The organism is Streptomyces sp. Sge12 (genome assembly GCF_002080455.1).
Taxonomy (GTDB): Bacteria; Actinomycetota; Actinomycetes; order Streptomycetales; family Streptomycetaceae; genus Streptomyces.
On the sequence record NZ_CP020555.1, the window covers coordinates 1,041,066 to 1,061,821 of the forward strand.

At 70.6% G+C, this 20,756-nt stretch carries 10 protein-coding genes; 8 read left to right on the forward strand and 2 right to left on the reverse strand.

The features are described from left to right. Positions 1–29: 29 nt before the first annotated feature. The 8 genes from B6R96_RS04865 to B6R96_RS04900 all read left to right on the forward strand — a co-directional run bounded on the left by B6R96_RS04865 (position 30) and on the right by B6R96_RS04900 (position 14,783). Complete coding sequence (locus tag B6R96_RS04865; RefSeq protein WP_081521718.1) at positions 30–7,265, forward strand: non-ribosomal peptide synthetase; 7,236 nt, start codon at positions 30–32, stop codon at positions 7,263–7,265. Then, complete coding sequence (locus tag B6R96_RS04870) at positions 7,262–8,161, forward strand: GHMP family kinase ATP-binding protein (RefSeq protein WP_107475675.1); 900 nt, start codon at positions 7,262–7,264, stop codon at positions 8,159–8,161. The genes B6R96_RS04865 and B6R96_RS04870 overlap by 4 nt, the downstream gene beginning before the upstream one ends. Next, positions 8,154–9,212, forward strand: coding sequence for a PLP-dependent cysteine synthase family protein (locus B6R96_RS04875; RefSeq protein ID WP_237291323.1), 1,059 nt, complete (start codon positions 8,154–8,156; stop codon positions 9,210–9,212). Before B6R96_RS04870 ends, B6R96_RS04875 begins: the two co-directional genes overlap by 8 nt. Continuing rightward, the gene (locus tag B6R96_RS04880; protein WP_081524979.1) at positions 9,209–10,510 is read left to right on the forward strand and encodes an ATP-grasp domain-containing protein; all 1,302 of its coding nucleotides are present in this window, start codon (positions 9,209–9,211) and stop codon (positions 10,508–10,510) included. The genes B6R96_RS04875 and B6R96_RS04880 overlap by 4 nt, the downstream gene beginning before the upstream one ends. Next, positions 10,507–12,015 carry an argininosuccinate lyase gene (gene argH / locus B6R96_RS04885; RefSeq protein ID WP_081521719.1) on the forward strand — a complete coding sequence of 503 codons (1,509 nt, stop codon included), beginning with the start codon at positions 10,507–10,509 and terminating at the stop codon, positions 12,013–12,015. Before B6R96_RS04880 ends, argH begins: the two co-directional genes overlap by 4 nt. After that, complete coding sequence (locus B6R96_RS04890; RefSeq protein WP_081521720.1) at positions 12,012–12,800, forward strand: thioesterase II family protein; 789 nt, start codon at positions 12,012–12,014, stop codon at positions 12,798–12,800. The genes argH and B6R96_RS04890 overlap by 4 nt, the downstream gene beginning before the upstream one ends. A 76-nt stretch (positions 12,801–12,876) precedes the next feature. After that, a complete protein-coding gene (locus B6R96_RS04895) occupies positions 12,877–14,073 on the forward strand; it encodes an MDR family MFS transporter (RefSeq protein WP_203351766.1) in 1,197 nt (398 codons plus the stop codon). 56 nt (positions 14,074–14,129) lie between these two features. Next, complete coding sequence (locus tag B6R96_RS04900) at positions 14,130–14,783, forward strand: M15 family metallopeptidase (protein WP_081521722.1); 654 nt, start codon at positions 14,130–14,132, stop codon at positions 14,781–14,783. A gap of 116 nt (positions 14,784–14,899) precedes the next feature. Here B6R96_RS04900 and B6R96_RS38515 read toward each other — a convergent pair whose 3' ends face one another. Both B6R96_RS38515 and B6R96_RS04910 read right to left on the reverse strand, forming a co-directional pair. After that, positions 14,900–16,357 carry a lipase family alpha/beta hydrolase gene (locus B6R96_RS38515; RefSeq protein ID WP_107475465.1) on the reverse strand — a complete coding sequence of 486 codons (1,458 nt, stop codon included), beginning with the start codon at positions 16,355–16,357 and terminating at the stop codon, positions 14,900–14,902. Next, positions 16,354–20,733: an ATP-binding protein gene (locus tag B6R96_RS04910; protein WP_159396284.1), complete on the reverse strand. Its 4,380-nt coding sequence runs from the start codon at positions 20,731–20,733 to the stop codon at positions 16,354–16,356. The genes B6R96_RS38515 and B6R96_RS04910 overlap by 4 nt, the downstream gene beginning before the upstream one ends. Positions 20,734–20,756: the final 23 nt, after the last annotated feature.

Below are 20,756 nucleotides of genomic sequence, written 5' to 3' on the forward strand. Positions count from 1 at the left end.
CGGAACGCCGACACACCGGGAGCGCTGACATGGCGGAACGTCGCCCCGAGACCCCCACACGCCTGCGCCACTCCATCACGTTGTCCGACGGGCTCACCGACGCGCTGCAGTCCACGGCACGTCGGCTGGAGGTCGGCCGGTCCACGCTGACCCTGGCAGCAGCGGCCCTCTACACCCACCACCTGACGGGAGCGGACGAGGTCACCCTGGGGCTGCCGCTGCGCCTGACGGTACGGCCCGGTGAGAGCCTGACCGCGTTGGTCCGGCAGACCGACGGCGCCGTGCGCGAGGCGCTGCGGCGGAAACCGGACGTGCTCGGTGGCGCACTCCGGCTGACCGGAGCGGACCTGACCGTCCTCGTCCGCGAGGAACGGGGCGGACGGGCTGCGCTCCTGGACGTCGACGCCGACCCGGCACTGCACGACGCCGGGCAGGTCGCCGCGCACGCGGACCGCATGCTCCGGGTGCTGACGGCCCTGGCGGAGGATACGGACCGGCAGGTCGGGCGGGTGGAGATCCTGGACGGCGCGGAGCGCCATCGGATGCTCGCCGAGTGGAACGACACTGCGGTGGGCTTCCCCGCGGATGCCACCGTCCACGCCCTGTTCGAAGCCCAGGCGGCACGTACTCCCGACGCCGTCGCCGTCGTCTCCGGGCGGACCGAGCTGTCCTACCGCGAACTCGACGCCCGGGCCAACCGGCTGGCCCATCGGCTGCTGGAGCTGGGCGTGCGCAGCGAGGACCGGGTCGCGGTCCTCCTGGAGCGCTCGTCCGACGTCGTGGTCTCCTCGCTCGCCGTACTCAAGGCGGGTGCGGCGTACGTGCCGATCGACCCGGACCAGCCCGCCTCGCGCTCGGAGTTCATTCTCCGCGACACCTCGGCGGTGGCCCTGGTGACCGACCGTGACTCGGACCGGATCGGCTTCAGGGTCGGGGCGCCGGTGTTACGCGTGGACGGAGGCCAGCACACGGCGGACGGCCCCGAGGCCGCTCCGGGCAAGATCGTCCATGCGCAGCAGGCCGCCTACGTGATGTTCACCTCGGGCTCGACCGGCACGCCCAAGGGCGTGGCCAACACGCATCGCAACGTCGTGCACCTCGCGGCCGACCGGTACTGGCGGGGCGGCAACCACGAGCGGGTCCTGATGCACTCGCCGTACGCCTTCGACGCCTCGACCTTCGAGATGTGGACCCCGCTGCTGACGGGGGGCCGGGTCGTCGTCGCCCCGCCCGGCCGGCTGGACGCCGCCGCGTTCGCCGCCGTCGTCGCAGAACAGGCAGTGACCGGCCTCTTCGTCAGTGCCGGCCTGTTCCGCGTACTGGCCGAAGAGCACCCCGAATGCTTCGCCGGTGTACGGGAGATCTGGGCGGGCGGCGACGTGGTCTCCCCCACGGCGGTGCGTCGGGTGCTCGATGCCTGCCCCGGCACCGTCGTGGCCAACGAGTACGGCCCCACGGAGACCACGGTGTTCTCCACCGTGAACCCCCTGCACGCCGGGGACCCCGTACCGCAGTCGCTCGTCCCCATCGGCCGTCCGCTCTGGAACACCGAGGTCTACGTGCTGGATCCGGCGCTGCGGCCGGTTCCCGCGGGCGTCGCCGGGGAGCTCTACATCGGCGGGGCCGGGCTGGCCCGAGGCTACCTCGGACGGCCCGGCCTGACCGCCGGGCGCTTCATAGCCAATCCCTTCGGTGCCGCGGGCGAGCGGATGTACCGCACAGGGGACGTGGTGCGCTGGCGCACCGACGGCCGGCTGGAGTACCTCGGCCGGGTCGACGAGCAGGTCAAGATCCGCGGCTTCCGCATCGAACCCGGTGAGGTCGAGTCGGTGCTGGCCACCCACCCGTCGGTGGCCCAGGCAGCCGTGGTCGCCCGCGAGGACCGCCCCGGGGACAAGCGGCTCGTCGCGTACGTCGTCCCTGTCGCGCGGGCCGGTGCCACGGCCGGTGCCGACGGGCTGGACTCCGCGGCCGGTGCCGACGGGCAGCCGGATGCCGCTGCCATGCGCGCCCACGTCGCGGCCGCGCTGCCCGAGTACATGGTCCCCGCGGCCTTCGTGCTTCTGGACGGTCTGCCGCTGACCGGGAACGGCAAGCTCGACCGACGGGCCCTGCCCGCCCCGGCGGTCGCATCCACGGGCTCAGGACGCGAACCCGCCACCGAGCAGGAGAAGGTGCTCTGCGACCTGTTCGCCGACGTCCTGGGTCTGGAGGGCGTCGGGGTCGACGACGGGTTCTTCGACCTCGGCGGGCACTCGCTGCTGGCGACCCGGCTGGTCTCGCGCATCCGCTCCGCCCTGGGCTTGGAGGTGGGCATCCGCGCCCTGTTCGAGAACCCGAGCGTCGCCGGACTGGCCGCCCAGCTCGGTCAGTCGGGCGCGGCGCGGCCGGCATTGACGCCCCGGGAGCGACCGGACGTGCTGCCCTTGTCGTTCGCGCAGCGCCGCCAGTGGTTCCTGCAGGAGCTGGAGGGGCCGAACGCGACCTACAACCTGCCCGTGGCGGTGCGTCTGACGGGCAGCCTCGACGAGGAGGCGCTGCGGTCCGCCCTGGTGGACGTGCTCGCGCGGCACGAGACCTTGCGCACGGTCTTCCCCGCCGTCGACGGGCAGCCGTACCAGAAGGTCCTGGCCGTGGACGAGCTGGACCCGACGGCGGTCCTTGCCCCCGTCGGCCCGGGTGAGGGTGCTGCCGGTCTCCAGAAGCTACTGGAGGCGGCGGCCACTGCGCCCTTCGACCTGTCCCGTGACATCCCCTTCCGGGCCACGCTGTTCACCTCGGCCCCGGACGATCACGTGCTGGTGCTGGTCGTCCACCACATCGCGGCGGACGGGTGGTCCATGGGTCCGTTGAACCGGGACCTGTCCACCGCGTACGCGGCCCGCTGCCTGGGGAAGGCCCCGCGGTGGACGCCCCTGCCGGTGCAGTACGCGGACTACACGCAGTGGCAGAGGGAACTCCTCGGTGACGAGAGCGATGCGAACAGCCTTCTCTCCCGGCAGTCGGCCTATTGGCGTACGGCGTTGGCGGGCCTGCCGGAGGAACTCCGGCTGCCGGCCGACCGGCCCCGGCCGGCGATCGCCGGCCACCGGGGCGGGGAGGTCGCCTTTCGCATCCCGGCCGCCGTGCACCGCGGGCTGGTGGCTCTGGCCCGGTCCCGGGGGGTGACGCCGTTCATGGTGCTGGAGTCGGCGCTGGCCGTCCTGCTCCACCGGCTCGGCGCCGGCTCCGACATCCCCATCGGCACACCCGTCGCGGGCCGTACGGACGAGGCGCTGGACGATCTCGTCGGATTCTTCGTCAACACCCTGGTCCTGCGCGCCGATCTGACCGGGAACCCCACCTTCGCCCGGCTGCTGGAGCGGGTGAGGGAAGAGAGCCTGACGACGTTCGCCCATCAGGATGTGCCCTTCGAGCGGCTCGTGGAGGATCTGGCACCGGTCCGGTCCATGGCCCGCCATCCACTGTTCCAGGTCATGCTCGTACTGCAGAACCATGCCGAGGACCACCTGGAGCTACGGGGTCTGCGGTGCGACCCGCTGCCGCCCGTCACGCTGCCGGCGAAGTTCGACCTGGACTTCGCCCTGGTCGAGTGCTTCGACGGCACCGGGGACCCCGACGGCATCGCGGGCACCGTCAACTTCTCCGCCGACCTGTTCGACCGGGAGACCGCCGAGTCCGTGGCCGCCCGCTTCGTACGTGTCCTGACGGCCGCGATCGCCGATCCCGAGCAGCGGGTCGGTGAGGTGGGCGTTCTGGAGGAGTCGGAGCGGCACCGGCTGCTGGTGGAGTGGAACGGCACGGCGACGGAGTTCCCGGCCGTGACGCTCACCCAGCTGTTCGAGGCACAGGCGGCCCGGACCCCCGACGCCCTCGCGGTGGTGAGCGGCCGCCAACGCCTGACCTACGCGGAGCTCAACGCACGCGCCAACCGCCTCGCCCACCGGCTCGCCGCCCGGGGCGTCGGCCCGGAGGAGCACGTGGCCGTCAAGCTGCACCGCTCGGCCGACCTGGTGGTTGCCGTCCTGGCTGTGCTCAAGGCAGGCGGCGCGTACGTGCCGCTCGACCCGGACCACCCTGCCGACCGCCTCGCCTACGTCCTCGCCGACGCGCGGCCCGCCCTGACCATCGACGAGGCCTGGCTGGCGGCCGCGGACCTCGCACAAGGCCCAGGCCCTGCCGACGACCTGCCGCCGGTCGATCCCGCCCACCCCGCCTACGTGATCTACACCTCGGGCTCCACCGGACGGCCCAAGGGCACCGTCGTCGCGCACCGCGGCGTCGTCAACTGGCTGACCTGGATGCAGTCCGCGTACCGCCTCCGGCCGGACGACCGGGTCCTGCTCAAGACGCCTGTCGGGTTCGACGTCTCCGTCAGAGAGCTCTTCTGGCCCCTCAGCACCGGCGCCGCCATCGTGGTGGCCGCCCCAGAGGCGCACAAGGACCCCGTCCAGCTCGCGGAGACGATCCGCACCCAGCAGGTCACCACCGTGCATTTCGTCCCGTCGATGCTGCACGCCTTCCTGGCCGAGCCCACTGCCGCCGGCTGCACGAGCCTGCGCCGCGTCCTCGCCTCGGGCGAAGCCCTGCCCTCGACCCTCGCCGCCCGGTTCCACGACCGCTTCGGCATCCCACTGCACAATCTCTACGGCCCCACCGAGGCCTCGGTGGAGGTCACCCACTGGACCTATGTCCCCCACACCGCCACCATCCCCATCGGTCGGCCCATCAGCAACACCCGCACCTACGTCCTCGACGCTGCTCTGCAGCCCGTCCCCCCGGGCGTACCCGGCGAGTTGTACCTCGCCGGACCCGGACTGGCCCGCGGCTATCTCGGGCGGCCCGGCCTCACCGCCGAGCGCTTCGTGGCCGACCCCTTCGGCGCCCCGGGCGAGCGGATGTACCGCACCGGCGACCTGGTCCGCCAGGACAGCAGTGGCAATCTCGAGTACCTCGGCCGCACCGACAACCAGATCAAGATCCGCGGCTTCCGCGTCGAACCCGCCGAGATCGAATCCGCACTCGCCACACACCCCTCGACTGCCCAGGCCGCTGTCATCGCCCGCGAAGATCGCCCGGGCCACCAGACCCTCGTCGCCTACCTCGTCCCCACGCCGCCGGCCGGCACCGGAACCGGAACCGGTTCGCCCTGTGCGCCGGACACCGGCGCCCTGCGTGCGCACCTCTCGGCCACTCTGCCGGACTACATGGTCCCCACCGCCTTCGTCGTTCTGGACGACCTGCCCCTGACGCCCAACGGAAAGCTCGACCGGCAGGCGCTCCCCGCCCCCCGCCCCACCCCGGCCTCAACGAACCACCACCCCACGACCCCGCTCCAGCAGCTCCTGTGCACCCTCTTCGCCGAAGCCCTCGCCCTCCCCGAGGTCGGGATCCACGACAATTTCTTCGAACTCGGCGGACACTCGCTCCTCGCCGTGTCACTGGTCGGACGGCTGCGCGCACACGGTCTGTCCGTCGCCGTACGGACGCTGTTCGCTTCCCCGACCGTGGCCGGAATCGCCGCGCAGGCGGTCCGGGAGAAGAGCGCGACGCCCGTGGCCGCGGCTCCGGAGGACATCGATGCCGGCACCGCCGACGTGGTGCCCCTGTCGGGACTGACCGATGCGGAGATCGCGCGCATCAGCGACCTTGTTCCGGGGGGTCCCGCCAATGTCGCCGCCATCCACCCCCCGACTCCGCTCCAGGAAGGCATCCTCTTCCACCACCTGATGGAGGAGGGCCACGGCAACGATGTGTACGTCCTGCCGACGGTGATGCGCTTCGATTCCCGCGCTCGCCTCGACGCCTTTCTGCACGCCCTCGGCGAGGTGATCGCCCGTCACGACGCCCTGCGCACGGCAGTGCACTGGGAGGGGTTGCGCGAGCCCGTCCAAGTGGTGCTCCGCAGGACGGAACTCCCCTTGCAAACAGTCACGTTGAGCGACCGATCATCTGACAGCGTGGCCGAGCTGCTGGACCTCGCCGACCGTCCGGTGGACCCCCGGCGCGCGCCCGTACTGGGAGCGTACGCAGCGGCCGAACCGGGGACCGAGCGCTGGCTCCTGGTCCTGCAGTTCCATCAGCTGACCCTGGACCACACCAGCCTGGAGCTGATCATGGACGAGGTCGGCTCCTTCCTGAAGGGCACGGGTGACCGGCTGCCCGCCCCGCTGTCACCCCGCGAGGCCATGGCCGGGGCACGCCAGCAGGTCACCGCCGGGGAGCACGAGCAATATTTCGCCGGACTGCTGGGCGACGTCACGGAGCCGACGACCCCGTTCGGGCTGACGGACGTCCACGGCAACGGCCGGGATGCCGCCGAGGCCATCGCACCGCTCGACCCGGGCCTCGCACGGCGCCTGCGGGAACAGGCACGCCGACTGGGTACGAGCCCCGCCATGGTGTTCCACGTCATCTGGGCGCGGGTCCTCGCGGAGGCGTCCGCACGTGACGACGTCACCTTCGGCACGGTGCTCTTCGGCCGGATGAACGCCGGTACGGGTGCGGACCGTGTCCCGGGCCTGTTCATGAACACCCTGCCGGTCCGGGTACGGACCGCCGCAGCGGGCCTCGCGGACACGGTCCGCGCCATGCAGGTGCAGATGGCGGAACTGCTGTCCCACGAGCACGCGCCGCTCGTCCTGGCCCAGCGGTCCGCCGGCCTCGACGCCCGGACCCCGCTTTTCTCGGCGCTCCTCAACTACCGCTACACCAGAGGCCCCGGCGAGGAAGCACCATCCGGCGTCGACGGGATCGACGGGATCGAAACGCTGTACGCCGGTGAGCGCACCAACTACCCGCTCACCCTGTCGGTCGACGACCTCGGCACAGGCTTCCGCCTCACGGCCCAGGTGACGGCGCCGGTCTCCCCGGAGACGGTGTGCGAGCTGGTACGCGACGCCGCCGAAGCCGTCGTCGACGCCCTCGAAACGGCACCCGACTCCCCCGTCCGGCCCGTCCCCCCGGGCCTCGGGACCCACGACCACCTGCCACCCGGCGCACGCGGTGGACCAACCGGCCGGCAGTCCCTCCCCGCCGCGACGACGCACCACGACCCCACGACCCCACGCCAGCGGATCCTGTGCACCCTCTTCGCCGAAGTCCTCGGCCTGCCCCGCATCGGAGTCCACGACAACTTCTTCGATCTCGGCGGGCACTCTCTGCTGGCGATCCGGCTGGCCTCCCTGATCCGCGCCGAACTGGAGCCGGACTTCAGCCTGCGGAGCCTGTTCGAGAAGCCCACCGTCGCGGAGCTGGCGGCGTGAGCGGCAACGACGGGCGGACAGGCCGCGCCTCCGCCCCCGTACATCACGGGGAGATACTCCAGGGTGTCTTCGCCCACCAGGGGAACCTGCACAGGGGCCTGGTCACGCTCCCCTGTGCCCTGTATTCCGTCCGGGCGTCCTTCACGCCGGGCAGAGCCTGCCTGACCGTGTTCCCCCGGTGGAAGAGCAAGGCGAAACGGGCCGCGGAACTCGCCCTCGCCGAACTCGGACTGCCGGCACACGGGCACTTGGGGGTCTCCGACGACGTGCCGCTGCGCCGTGGCTTCGGTTCGTCCACGGGGGACGTCCTGGCCTCGATCGGCGCGGTCCAGGAAGCGTTCTCCTCGCCGCTGCCCACAGCGACGGTCGCACGGCTGGCCGTCAAGGCGGAGGGGGCCTCGGACTCCGTGATGTTCACGTCCACCACGGTGCTCTTCGCGCACCGTGATGGTGAGGTCATCGAGGACTTCGGCTATCCCCTGCCGCCTCTGCGTGTCCTGGGGTTCGGCTCCGCTCCGGGCTCCACGGGGGACGGGGTGGACACGCTGGCCCTGCCATCCACCCGGTACAGCCCCGAGGAGGTGCGGCGCTTCGCCGAACTCCGGACGGTGCTGCGCCGGGCCGTCCTCACCAAGGACGTCGGACTCCTCGGGGAGGTGGCGACCGCCAGTGCCCGGATCAATCAGCACCGTCTCCCGATCCCCCGGTTCGAACGCCTCCTGTCGATCGCCGAGGAAGCCGGAGCGGTCGGTGTGCAGACGGCCCACAGCGGTGACATCGCCGGCCTCCTCTTCGACCGGGACGACCTCGCCGTCGACAGCAGAACGATGCACGCGCAGGGACTCCTGCGCGACGCCGGAATGATCGAGCACTGGGAGTTCTCCACCGATGACTGAGACGACATCACCTCATGCCCCGAAGGCATACGCATCGATCATCGAGGCCACCGAGCTGCCCCGCATCATCCACGTCACCGACAACCTCTACGCGGCCGCCTTCAGCCTGATGAAACTGCTGCCGGCCCGCTTCATCGTCGACCGGGCCGAACGCGCCGGACTCCTCACCCCAGGGACACCGGTCATCGAGACGTCGTCCGGCACCTTCGCCCTGGGACTGGCGATGGTCTGCGCACAGCGCGGCTATCCACTCACCATCGTCGGCGACCCTGCGATCGACCGCGACCTGCGGAACCGGCTGGAGATGCTCGGCACGAAGGTCGTGATCGTCCACGACGAAGGGCAGGCCGGCGGCATCCAGGGCGCGCGCCTGGCCCGCGTGACGGAGCTGCGGCGGGAACACCCCGACAGCTTCGTACCGGGCCAGTACGACAACCCCGACAACCCGGCGGCGTACGCGGCCGTGGGCGACCTTGTCGCCCAGTCCCTCGGTGCCCTCGACTGCCTGGTCGGCCCGGTGGGCTCGGGCGGCTCGACGTGCGGGATCGCCGCCTCCCTGCGACGCGGCGACCACGATCCGCGCCTGATAGGCGTGGACACCCACGGTTCCGTCATCTTCGGCGCCCCCGAGGGGCACCGGGTCCTGCGGGGCCTCGGCAGCAGCATCGTCCCCGGCAACGTCGAGCACGCGGCGTACGACGAGGTCCACTGGGTCGCGCCCGGCGAGGCCTTCCACGCCACCCGCGAGCTGTACCGCCGGCACGGCCTGTTCATGGGTCCGACCAGCGGTGCCTCCTTCCAGGTCGCATCCTGGTGGGCCCGGCAGCACCCGGCCGAGAAGGTGCTGATGGTGCTGCCCGACGAGGGGTACCGCTACCAGTCCACCGTCTACGACGACTCCTGGCTCCGCGCGCAGGGCATCGTCGCCGCTCCCGGCGACCGGGGTCCGCGTCTGGTCGACGAGCCCGCTGACGCCGGCCGGACGTGGTCGAGGCTGTTGTGGGACCGGCGCGGCCGCGCGACCGCCGTCGCACCGGCGGTGGCCTCGTGACGCGGCCCGTCCTGCTCCTCGTCGAGAGCAACACGACGGGCAGCGGCAGGCAGTTCGCGCGCTGCGCGGCGGACCTGGGGCTCCGGCCGGTCCTCGTCGGCGCAGACCCGGGCCGCTACCCCTACGCCGCCGAGGGCGGGTTGCGCGTCGAGGTCGCGGACACCTCGGACGAGCGCGCGGTGCTCGCCGTCGCGCGCTCTCTCGACCGGGAGGCAGGGCTCGCGGGCGTCACGTCGAGCTCCGAGTACTTCGTGGCGACCGCCGCAGCCGTCGCGCGGGCCTTCGGCCTGCCGGGTCCGGACGCAGCTGCCGTGCGCGCCTGCCGCAACAAGGGGCGCCAACGGGCCCTGCTGCAGGCAGGCGGCGTGCCGGTGCCTCGGTTCGCCCTCGTACGCAACCAGCGCGAGGCGGTCCTCGCCGCCGAGGAGATCGGTTACCCGGTGGTGCTCAAGCCGGTGCTGGGCTCGGGAAGCCTCGGCGTACGGCTGTGCGCGGACCCGGACGCGGCTGCGGCGCACGCAGCGGCCCTGACCTCGGCGGCCGTCGACGGGCGGGTGGCGGCGAGTGCCCGCGACGTGCTCGTCGAGGAGTACCTGCGGGGCGCCGAGTACTCGGTGGAGGTGTTCGGCCGTACGGTCGTGGTCGTGGTCGCCAAGCAGCTGGGACCGCTGCCGGACTTCGTCGAGTACGGGCACGTACTGCCGGCCGCACTGCCGGCCGGGGACTCCCGCCGCCTGGGGGACACGGCGGTACGGGCCGTACAGGCGCTCGGTCTGGGCTGGGGTGCGGCGCACGTGGAACTGCGCCAGGACGGTGACGACGTCCACGTGATCGAGGTCAATCCCCGGCTTGCCGGCGGCATGATCCCCGATCTGGCCGGCCGGGCCCTCGGCGTCGACCTGGTGGCCTGCCAGGTGCGCGCGGCCGTCGGGCTCGCTCCTGCGCTCCGGCCGGCAGGTACGCCCCGCGCCGCCGCCATCCGCTTCCTCACCGCCGACGCTCCGGGGGCGCTCGCGGGTGCGGACGCGCGGACCGCCGCCCTGGACGCGGCCCTCGCCACCGCAGGCGTCGAAGCGGCCGCCCTCTACCGCGGGCCCGGGGAAGCGGTCGCCCCCGCACACGACTTCCGCGGCCGCATCGGCCACGTCATCGCGGTCGCGCCTGACACCTCCGCCGCCGCCCGTGCCGCCGCCCAGGGCCTCGGTGAACTGTCCACGGCCCTGGACCACTCGAACCGGGGCGGGACGGACCGAGGCGGGACGAACGCCGCCCGAACGAAGGGGAAGACACGTCCATGACATCGGACACGACACGCTCGGGCGTCGACACCGGGCGCCTCGGCACCGCACTGCATCCCGAGGCACACGCCATCGTCTACGACCAGTACCTGCCGGCCGGCGACTCCGAGGACGCCGTGGGCGAGGAACTCCGGCTGATCAGCGAGGTCGACCGGGCTCATCTGGTCATGCTCGTCGAGTGCGGCATCGTGGACGCCCCGCGCGCCGCCGCACTGCTCGATGCCGTCGACGGGCTGCGCCGGGACGGCTTCGCACCGGTCCGCTCCAGGCCCATGCCGCGCGGGGTCTACCTCGCCTACGAGTCCTGGCTGTCGGAGCGGCTCGGCGACGACGTCGGCGGGGTGCTGCACACCGGCCGCTCGCGCAACGACCTCAACGCCACGACGGCCCGGCTGCGCGGCCGCGATGTCTACCGGCGGCTGCTCGAGTCGGTCGAGGGCCTCGCCGCAGTCCTGCTGGCGAAGGCCGAGGAGCACGGCGAGGTCACCATGCCGGCGTACACCCACGGCCAGCCGGCCGTGCCCATCACCTACGGCCACTACCTGGCCGGGCTCGGCTGCGCAGTCCTGCGCGCGTTCGCCGACCTCCTGCACGCGGGCATGGAACTGGACACCAACCCGTTGGGGGCAGGCGCGGTCGGCGGCACTTCCGTCGCCATCGACACCGGACGTACCAGTGAGCTGCTGGGGTTCACCGCTCCCGCCGCCAACTCCGTGGACGCGGTCGCCTCGCGTGACTTCGGACTGCGGCTGCTGTCGGCCTCCGGTGTGCTGGGGGTCGCCGTCTCCCGAGCGGCGCGCGATCTCGCGGCCTGGACCTCCGAGGAGGTCGCGCTGCTACGGCTCGCCGACGACCTGGTCGGATCCAGCTCGATGATGCCGCAGAAGCGCAACCCGTTCCTGCTCGAACACATCCAGGGCCGGGCGACCGCGAGCCTCGGCGCGTTCAGTGCGGCCGCCTCGGCCATGGCCACGGCGCCCTACACCAACTCCATCGCCGTCACCAACGAGGCGCTGCGACAGGTCTGGCCCGGGCTGCGGAACACCACCGATGCGGTCACCCTGCTCCGGCTGGTGCTGGCCGGCGCCGAACCCGACGCCGGGCTGATGCTGCGGCGCGCCGTCGAGGGCCACACCTCGGCGACGTATCTGGCCGAGCAACTGGTGTCGTCCGGGATGCCGTTCCGGAGCTCCCACCATCTGGTGGGCCGTGTCGTTCTGCGTGCCCTCAACGCCTCCCTGCCCCTCGCCGACGCCGTGAGGGACACCCCCGAGATCGCCCGGGTCGCGCCGCACGACGACATCGAACACTGGCTGGATCCGGCGACGGTCGCCCGGGCCAACGCGTACGGAGGAGGTCCGGGCCCGGCTTCCCGCGCCGGGGCGCTTGCCGGGATGACCGCCGAATTCCATGGACTGCGCGCGGAGTTCACTGCCAGGCGGGACCATTGGGCGCACGGTGCGGTGCTCCTCGATGCGGCGGTCGGGCGGGTGACGTCCCGATGACCCGCGGTACGTGGCTGCGGAGGCTGAGCCGCGGTGCCGGCCCCCGCGCGCGACTCGTCTGCTTCCCCCATGCCGGCGGCACGGCGAGCTTCTTCCGGTCGTGGGCCCCGTCCGTGCCGAGCGACGTGGAACTCCACGCCGTTCGCTATCCGGGGCGGGAGGACAAGCTCCTGGAGGAGCCCGCAACGACCATGCGGGAGCTCGTCGAGCCGATCGCACGGGACTGCCTCCCCCTCCTGGACCGGCCCCTGGTCCTCTTCGGCCACAGCATGGGCGCCTCGATCGCCCACGAGGTCGCCGTGGTCCTGGAGACGCGGTACGGCGTCCCGCCGGCATCGCTCGTCGTCTCCAGTCAGCCCGGTCCCGGGCACGTGCCCCCCGAGGGCTCGCGCGCGCAGCAGGGCGATGCCGAGCTGATCGAGAGCATCGGCCTGCTGGGCGGCACGGAGGCCGCGGCCCTACAGGACCCGGAGCTGCGGGAGCTCGTACTGCCGGCGATACGCGCCGACTACCGGCTGATCGAGCAGTACTGGGCGTCGCCGCACACGCTCACCGGCGTGAGCGCACCCGTCGTCGTCTACCACGGCAAGGCGGATCCGGGCGTGGGCCGCGATGCCGTCGAGGCCTGGTCGACCGTGGCGCGATCCACCTTCGACACCCGTTGCTTCGAGGGAGGCCACTTCTACCTCGTGGATCACGCGCAGGAGGTACTCGACGACCTCTTCGCCCGTCTGGACCTCACCCCCCGCACCGTCGAAGCCGCTCCGACCGAGGACATGCCATGACCGCCAACCCGTTCGAAGACGACAACGCTGCCTACGCGGTCCTCGTCTGAGCGCCGTGCAAGGTGCCGGACGGGCCGTGCGCGAGACGTTCTCCGGACTTCCCGCCGCCTACTGGTGGTTGTGGACGAGCACGCTGGTCAACCGGCTGGGCGGCTTCGTCGTCACCTTCCTCGCGATGTACCTGACGGTCGAACGGAGCTTCTCCGCCTCGTACGCCGGTCTGGTCGCGGCGCTCTACGGCCTGGGCGGTTCGGTGGCCGCGGTGATCGGCGGTGTGCTGAGCGATTGGATCGGCCGACGCGCGACCCTGCTGGCCGCGTCGCTGGCCACGGCGGCGAGCACGGCAGTGCTGGGTCTGGTCACCCAGCCGGCCGTGATCGCCGTGACGGCGTGCGCGGTGGGTCTGGCCAGCAACGCGTCCCGTCCTGCGGTCTCCGCGATGATGGCCGACCTGGTCGCCCCGGAGGACCAGATGCGGGCCCAATCGTTGAACTACTGGGCCGTCAACGTGGGTTTCGGCGTCTCGGCGGCCGTAGCCGGTCTGATCTCCGCCCACGGGTGGGTGTGGCTGTTCCTCGGCGATGCGCTGACGACCCTGCTGTGCGCGGTGGTCGTCTTCGCACGCGTACCCGAGACACGCCCTTCCGAGGCGGGGACCGGCGGCACAGCGCTGGTGATCGGCCTGTCACAGGTGTGCCGGGACAGGCCCTTCATGGCCCTGGTGGCACTGACCTTCCTGCTGGGAACGATCATCCAGCAGGCGTTCACGACGCTGCCGGTGGACATGGGCAGATCCGGTTTCGATGCCGCCGACTACGGGCGCGTGGTTGCCCTGAACGGCCTGTTGATCGTATTGCTCCAGATACCTCTGGCCCGATGGGCGGGCAAGCGGGAAACGGGCGTCGTGCTGCCGTTGGGCGCCCTGCTGCTCGGGTGGGGGTTCGGCCTGACGGCCTTCGCCGGGACCTCGGGTCCGGGCGGGACGTCCGGGTCCGTCTGGGTCTACGCCCTCAGCGTCACCGTGTGGACGCTGGGCGAGATCGTCTATACGCCGGCGTCCGCGGCGGCCGTGGCCGGCCTGTCGCCGCTGCGGGCGCGCGGCCGCTACCAGGGTGTCTACGCGCTGGCGTGGGCGGCGGCGTCGTTCGTGGGTCCGGCGGCCGGCGGGGCGGCGACGGACGCCTTCGGAACGGGGGTGGTGTGGGGTGCCTGCGCGGTGGCGGGCACGGTGGCAGCCGGCGGCTTCTGGGCGCTCACGCGACGTCCCGTGTGACGCCCCTCGCGCCGAAAGGTGGGTTTGGGGGCATCGACGCGGGCAGTGATGCCTCCATGAACGAGATCATCTTGATGTCGGACCCGAGGGTCGCGGCCCTCCCCGTCCTGGAGTGCGGGGAGGCCCTCACCGACGTCCGCTCCGAGCGCCGCCTGCTGCTCGACCTCCGCAAGACGGACGACGCAGGAGCGTTCTGTCACGTCCGCACAGGTGTCCTGGAGCGGCTGCTCCACGCTCAGACCCTGCTGCCCGCCGGCCTGCGGCTGCTCTTCGTCGAGGGCTACCGGCCGCTGGCGCTGCAGAAGCGGTACTTCGAGGAGTACGCGGACGCGGTGCGTGCCGCCCACACCGACTGGCTTCCCGGAGAAGTGCATGCGGCGGCAAGCCGCTACGTCTCGCCTCCCGACATCGCACCGCACAGCGCCGGAGCGGCCGTGGACGTGACCCTGGCAGACGCCGACGGCCGCGAGCTCGACCTCGGTACGCGCATGAACGCCTCCCCGGAGGAGAGCGACGGCGGCTGCTACACCCACGCCCCCCACATCACCGGATCCGCGCGCGCCCACCGGACTGTCCTGTCCGCGGCACTGGTCGAGGCAGGCCTCGTCAACTACCCGACGGAGTGGTGGCACTGGTCCTACGGCGACCGCTACTGGGCCCTCGCCACAGGCGCGGCACACGCGATCTACGGCCCGCACGAACTGGTGTGAAGCGGAGGGCGCCGCCGGGACGGCCACGCCGGCAGGCCGCCGCTGTCCCGGCCTCTACGCCCACCTCAGCACGCCGTACACCGGCGAGGCTGCTCCGTGACGCGTTCCAGCAGGTTCTAAAGGAGGCGGGTGCGCATGAAGTCCGGCAGTTCGCCGACTTCCAGCAGCCTCTCCAGTTCAGTCATGGCAGCTGTGGTGGGGCTTGTGAAGTTGAGGTAGCCAGGGTCGTCAAGCGGGCGTTGTCCGGGGATGTGAGGCAGGGCGAGGGCGGACGTCTTCTGTCCCACGTCGCCGAGGTGCTCCTCGAGGGCGGCTGCCGGCGTCTCCGCCAGGCGCATGGGCCGGTCGGCCAGGAAGTTCCAGACGTCTCGCTGAACGTCGGGGAGGTTGGGCAGGCTTGCGTGCTCACCGTTGATGTAGCGGATCTCGGCGATGGAGGTGAGCGTCGCCGAGGCAAGCGGAACACGGCCGTCTCCGTCGCGGTGCGGGTCTCCGGGGCGCCGGCTCGTGATGCGGTCCATCTGGTGCCAGAGCTTGCCGCGCTTGGTGTACGCCAGGCGGAAGAGGGTCTTGAATCCGGTGCCGGCGATGATGGCCATCCGGTCGCGCAGGCCCTGGTCGAGGGTGCTGTGCCACAGGTGCAGGTCCTGGTGGCTCCGCCTGGCATCGTCGAGTCGGGCTTGCAGTTGCAGCTGTTGTGCGGGGGTGAGTTTGAGGTGCCAGGCGGTGGCGTCGTAGAGGTCGAAGTCTGCGCAGGGGTGGTCGTATCGCTCGCCGGGCTCGGCGGTGCTGGAGGGGTAGGTGCCGGCCGGGGCAGGCAGGAGGCTGAGGACTCCGGTGAGGCTGCGAAAGGTGTCGCGGGAGAGGTAGCGGCCGAGGAGGGCGAGGAGTTCGAAGCCCCAGAGGTGGTTCTTCAGGTAGCCGCCGATGGCGGGCGAACCGTAGTGCGGTGTACCGATGAAGACGATCTTGCCTACGTGGTTCCACAGGTCGGGGTGGCGCATGAGCGCAGTGCGGACGACCAGGCCGCCCATGCTGTGGGCGACGACGTGAACGGGCTGGCCGGGCTTGACCGCGCTCGTGGCGAGGATGGCCTGGTGGAGTTCGTCGGCACTGGTGGCCAGGGGCTTGCGCCAGTCGTACGGGAAGTCGTGCGGGTCGTGGGCCTGGTGGGCGGCGGCGGCGATGAGGAAGCCCTCGTAGAGCATGTCCAGGGCAGCGGGTGTGATCTTGAATGAGGCGTGGGCGTCGTTGACGCCGTCGGGTGCCAGGGCAAGGCTGTCGATACGGCGGCGGTTCTTCAGGTCGAGCCACCAGACACCGCTGAGACCTCTGCTGACCAGGACGCTGCCCATGACGCCGGGGACGAAGACGAGGCTGGATCCGGCCGTGGTGGACAGGTGCTCCTGTGGCAAGGGGCCGGCCAGGTCGACCAGTTCGGAGTAGGCACGCGCCCCCAGGAAACGGCGCAGGGCGCCGGTGTGGTCCGGAGAGCGCAGGAGCGACAGCCGTGTCGCCGTATCGCCCTGGAGGAACTGATCGCCGATGTCTTGGGGGTCCTGGGGTGTTGTCACCTTTGCCTCGCTGCTGTCAGGGGCGCTGTCCGACGGGGGTTGTGCATGGCCTCGACTTCGCCGGGGCGGGCGACGAAGAGCTGGTCGTCGTTGACGTAGCTGTAGAAGAGGCCGCCGATGCTGCGGTACTGGTCCCAGAAGAACTTGCGTGTCTGGGCGAGGGCCTCGCCGGCAGCTGTGGGCTGGTTGCGGTGGGAGCGGTAGTAGAGGAAGTGGAAGAAGACGTGGGCGAAGCGTGCTGCGAAGCCTGCGGGTACCTTGCATTCGCTGCCGATGTAGGCGCGGCTGCCGCGTCTGACGAAGTGGTTCTTCAGCATGTTGCTGTACAGGTGGTTCGCGGACGAGGTCTCGCAGGCGTTCATGAATACCAGTGGCTGGTCCTTCAGCGGCTGTTCTCCCATCTCTGAGAGGAGGACGACGTCGTCGGGCTCGACCGTACTGCCGAAGCGGAGGCCGCGGACCTGTCCGTTCTTGCTGTAGGCCTGGCTGAAGACGTAGAGCAGCGAGATCGGATCCGGGTTGCACAGGTATGCCGAGATCTCTTCCTTGCGCTGCTTGTGCCCTTGGGGCAGGACCAGGGGCTTCCACTGGTTGAGTTCGTCGATGTGCTCGAGCGACACCCGCATGGTCTCGTCGCCGTTCGTGCCGCCCCAGTACATGAGGTGGGCGCGTGCCGCGTCGGCCGACAGCACCCGGACGGTCTCTGCAGAGCGGGCGATGTGAGAAGTGCGCAGATGCAGGCCGAAGAAGTCCTTTGCCTGGATCGGGTGGCCCGCGCTGGGGAGCGATCCGCGGTACAGCAGTGGCCAGGGGATGTGGTCGGGGCCGCCGTCCTTCCAGTGGATGCGGAGCCTGTCGCCCGGTGCCAGGTTTTTGATCAGGTCGTGGAAGCGGTGCTCGCTGGGGAAGAGTGCTGTGAACAGCTGGCTGCCGGCCATGGCCAGCTCTCGTAGCTGTGGGCTGTTGGCGACGCCGTTCCACTTCTGCTGGTCGTCGGCGGTGGCCAGTGTGTGGGGAGCTGCCCAGTCGGCGTTTGCTGTGAATCGCTGCAGCCTGGTGGAGATGTCGTCGGGTGTAATGGTGTTGTACCGGCCGGCGTGGTGCTGCCGGTAGGACTCCAGGGCCTCTTGCGCCTCGCGCACCCATTGAGCCGCGTCGGTTTCCGGCTGCCAGGGTACGAAGCCATGGCTTTCCTGGCCGGGCTTGCCTTCGACTTCCAGCTTCCACATGGCTTGCGGAGGCATCAGGTTGAGAGTGAGCGTGCTGGCCGGCTGCTGCCAGTCGTGCGGAACTTGCAGCGCCGTGTGTCTTGCCAGCACGTTGTGGGTGCTGCGCACGGTCACCCTCGTGCTGGAGGAGCGCTGGTTGGGAGGCCTGCGCGCCGGTAACGCAGCGCGCGCGGAACCTGCTTCCGCCTTGGCGGACGCAGGGGCCGGCGGGGCGGCCTCGTTACGCGCCCCGGGCAGTGGTGCTAACTCCTGGCTGTGTGGTCCTTCCGTTGCAGGCGTCCCCTGTGCGGGGGTTGCCGGCGATGGAGTCGCTGATTCGGCAGGAAACTCGATCGTGAGCTCCCGGTAGAGGTCGCCGTCGACCATCACGAGGACGTCGATGCGGCAGGTTCCCGGGCTCGTGGGCGTGACGGAGACCAGACGTTCCTCGGAAGGCGCGTGGGGAAGGACCAGCAGGTCGAATTCGACCGCCCATTCCGGCTGTTCCCCTGCTGTGGGAGGCTCCTCGTCACGGGATTCTCCTGCGAGGGCGAGCTTGCACGTCCTGGACATGACGTACCACTGTGTGGGCAGACCGGCCGGCGGAATGATGTCCACGGGAATGGCGCGGTCACCGGCCGCCAGGTTTTCGCAATGGTCGGGACCGACCTGGAAGCACCCGGTGTAGGGCGTGTCCACCAGCAGTGGCCGGTCATCAGGGGCCGCGTCGGTGAACCAGAAGTTGATGACCTGTTCGTCGATCGCGTCGAGATCCTCGACGGTGACCGAGGGATCGGGATCTGACGTGACGTCTCCAGCGGGACGTTCCTCCGGGTCTTCGTCGGGGACTTCGCCGGGGACCGGAGGTTCGGGCGGCAGTCCCCCGCTGCCGCCCTGACCGCCTGCGTCCGCTGCAGGGGTCTCGTCGCCGGCAGGCAGCTCGCTGTGAACCCGATCGCCGGCAGCAAGGTGCTCCGGGCGGCCGTCGGCAGGCTCCTGATCAGTGGCGGCAAGAGTCTCCAAGTACAGCGCGAGCGCCAGCTGCTCGAGCTGTTCCATGATGTCCTCGAGCGACAGCTGCGCCGGCAGTTGGCCTGCTTGCTCGGTCAGCTGCGCCAGGTCCCGTGCCTCGCTCGATTCCAGTCGGCTGATTTGCTCAACCACCCTGGCCAGGCCTCGCTGATCCTCCGCTTCGGCGAAGAGTGCCCGCGCTTGGTTCAAGGCGTCGCGAGCCTCGTCCGTGGTACCGCTGAGGCGCCGCACGATGAAGAGAGTGAACAGGGCTCGGGCCTCGCCCAACCGCCACCCGCCCTGGGCACTGAGCGTACGGGCCCGGCCCAGGCTGGCGAGCGCCCGGGGCAGATCGTCTCGTGCCACCGCAATGATCCCTGACAGGTGCGTGAAGAGCGCCTCGGCGCGGAGGTCACGACGCTCGACAGCCCTTTGTCTGCCCGCATCGATGACGTGCTCGGCGGTATTCACGGCGGAACGGCCCAGTCTTAGGAGATGGGCAGTGACTACCGTGGAAATCCGCGCTACGGCATCCGGGTGATCTGCGTCGAACTGCGTGCAGGCCGCAAGGTTGTCCAGCTCAGCGGCGAGCCAGTCCGCAGCCTGGTCGGCATCATTCAGCGGAGGGGCGGAATCAGGCAGGGAGTTGCGGAGCTCCTCGGCCGGCTGCAGGTGGGCTTCCATGAGATAGGCGGCCGTCGCGGTGCGCTGGTAGTAGTCGACCAGCCGCTGCAGGCGCTGATCGCGTTCCTGTGCCGTCTCACGGTCGGTATTTTCTTCCTCAGGCTCGGCATCCAGGTAGGAAACCAGCAGGTCGTGCATGCGGAAACGCCCTGGCGACACCTCGCTGAGCAGGCTGCGTTGGTACAAGTTCTCCAGGTATTCGTCGGCGCGGTCAATGGTGACGCCCGTCAGGACGGAGCAGGCTCGCTTTTCCAGATCCGGCCCGGGGTGGAGCGAGAGTCTGCGGAGAAAGGTCTGCTGAGAGGGTTCCAGGCTGCGTAAGGAGGTGCCGAGGGCTTGGCCGACGGACCTCATGCCCGTACCCGGGCTGATGAGCCGCCGCGCGAAGTGGTCAAGGTCCTCGACCAGGTCGGTCACAGTCCACGTGGGGTGTGCCGCCAGAAGTCCGGAAACCATGGCCAGGGCCAGCGGCAGGTAACCGCACAGCCGAGCCACCTGGGCTGCGTGCCGGGATCCGGTCGTTACGCCTCGCTGTCGCAGCATCCGGTTGAACAGCGCGGCAGCTTCCTCGGGGCTCAGCACGTCGAGGGGCAGCGAGTGAGTGGTCTCCGGCACCTCCAGCCGCACCCGGCTGGTGATCAGCGTGAGGCAGCCGGGGTATCCGGGAAGGAGCGGCTGCACCTGCGGCAGATCTGCCGCGTCGTCGAGGATGAGCAGGACGTTTCGGGTGGCCAGCCAGCTGCGCCAGAGTCCTGCACGTCCATGAACGCTCTGCGGCTGCACCGACAACGGGATGCCCGCTGACACGAGCAGAGAACCGAGCAACTGCAGGGGTGCGGCGGGATCGTCCGCGGGTGCATGGCCTCGAAGGTTGATGAACAATTGGCCATCCGGGAAGCGGTCCGCCAGAGCGTGTGCTGCATGGACGGCTAACGCGGTCTTCCCCACGCCGGGCATTCCGTGCAAGAGGACCACCGGCGATTCGCCAGTCCTTGTTCCTGAATCGAGCAAGTAGCGCAGTTCGCGGTCCCGGCCCGTGAAGGACGGAAGGTCCTGCGGGAGCATACGGGCCGTTCCCAGCGGCACGGGCACTGGCACCGTGGCTACGCTCTGAAGGCCTTCGTCCCGGGGCGACCGCCGGGAAATGATGTTTCCCATCGCACGTCGAGATACGCCTGGTGGAGGAGTGGCGTCGTCGACCAGCCGAAGCAGCGCCAAGGAGCGGGGGTCAGGGGCGTCGTAGGCCGTCGACGGCGACGCCAACAAGCCAATGAGAATCTCCTGGAGTTCTTCGTTGGCCGAGGAGTCGTCGTGGACCAGGTCGTGCAGGCGTCTGTGCAGAACGACAGTCGCCTCGTGCTCGATGTGCCTGCTCTCGTCGGTCTCGACGGCGAGAATCATCTCGCGGGCTTCATCGAGCTCCTCCGTGACATCACCAGCCTCTTGCGGCCGCAGGTGGAAGAGCTGTGCCATGCGGTCACGCAGCTGTGGCCACG

What these genes read in the sequence shown, in the direction of transcription:
- B6R96_RS04865 (WP_081521718.1), top strand. Translation starts at nt 30, where the DNA reads ATGGCGGAACGTCGCCCCGAGACCCCCACACGCCTGCGCCACTCCATC.
- B6R96_RS04875 (WP_237291323.1), top strand. Translation starts at nt 8,154, where the DNA reads ATGACTGAGACGACATCACCTCATGCCCCGAAGGCATACGCATCGATC.
- argH (WP_081521719.1), top strand. Translation starts at nt 10,507, where the DNA reads ATGACATCGGACACGACACGCTCGGGCGTCGACACCGGGCGCCTCGGC.
- B6R96_RS04890 (WP_081521720.1), top strand. Translation starts at nt 12,012, where the DNA reads ATGACCCGCGGTACGTGGCTGCGGAGGCTGAGCCGCGGTGCCGGCCCC.
- B6R96_RS04900 (WP_081521722.1), top strand. Translation starts at nt 14,130, where the DNA reads ATGAACGAGATCATCTTGATGTCGGACCCGAGGGTCGCGGCCCTCCCC.
- B6R96_RS04910 (WP_159396284.1), bottom strand. Translation starts at nt 20,733, where the DNA reads ATGGCACAGCTCTTCCACCTGCGGCCGCAAGAGGCTGGTGATGTCACG.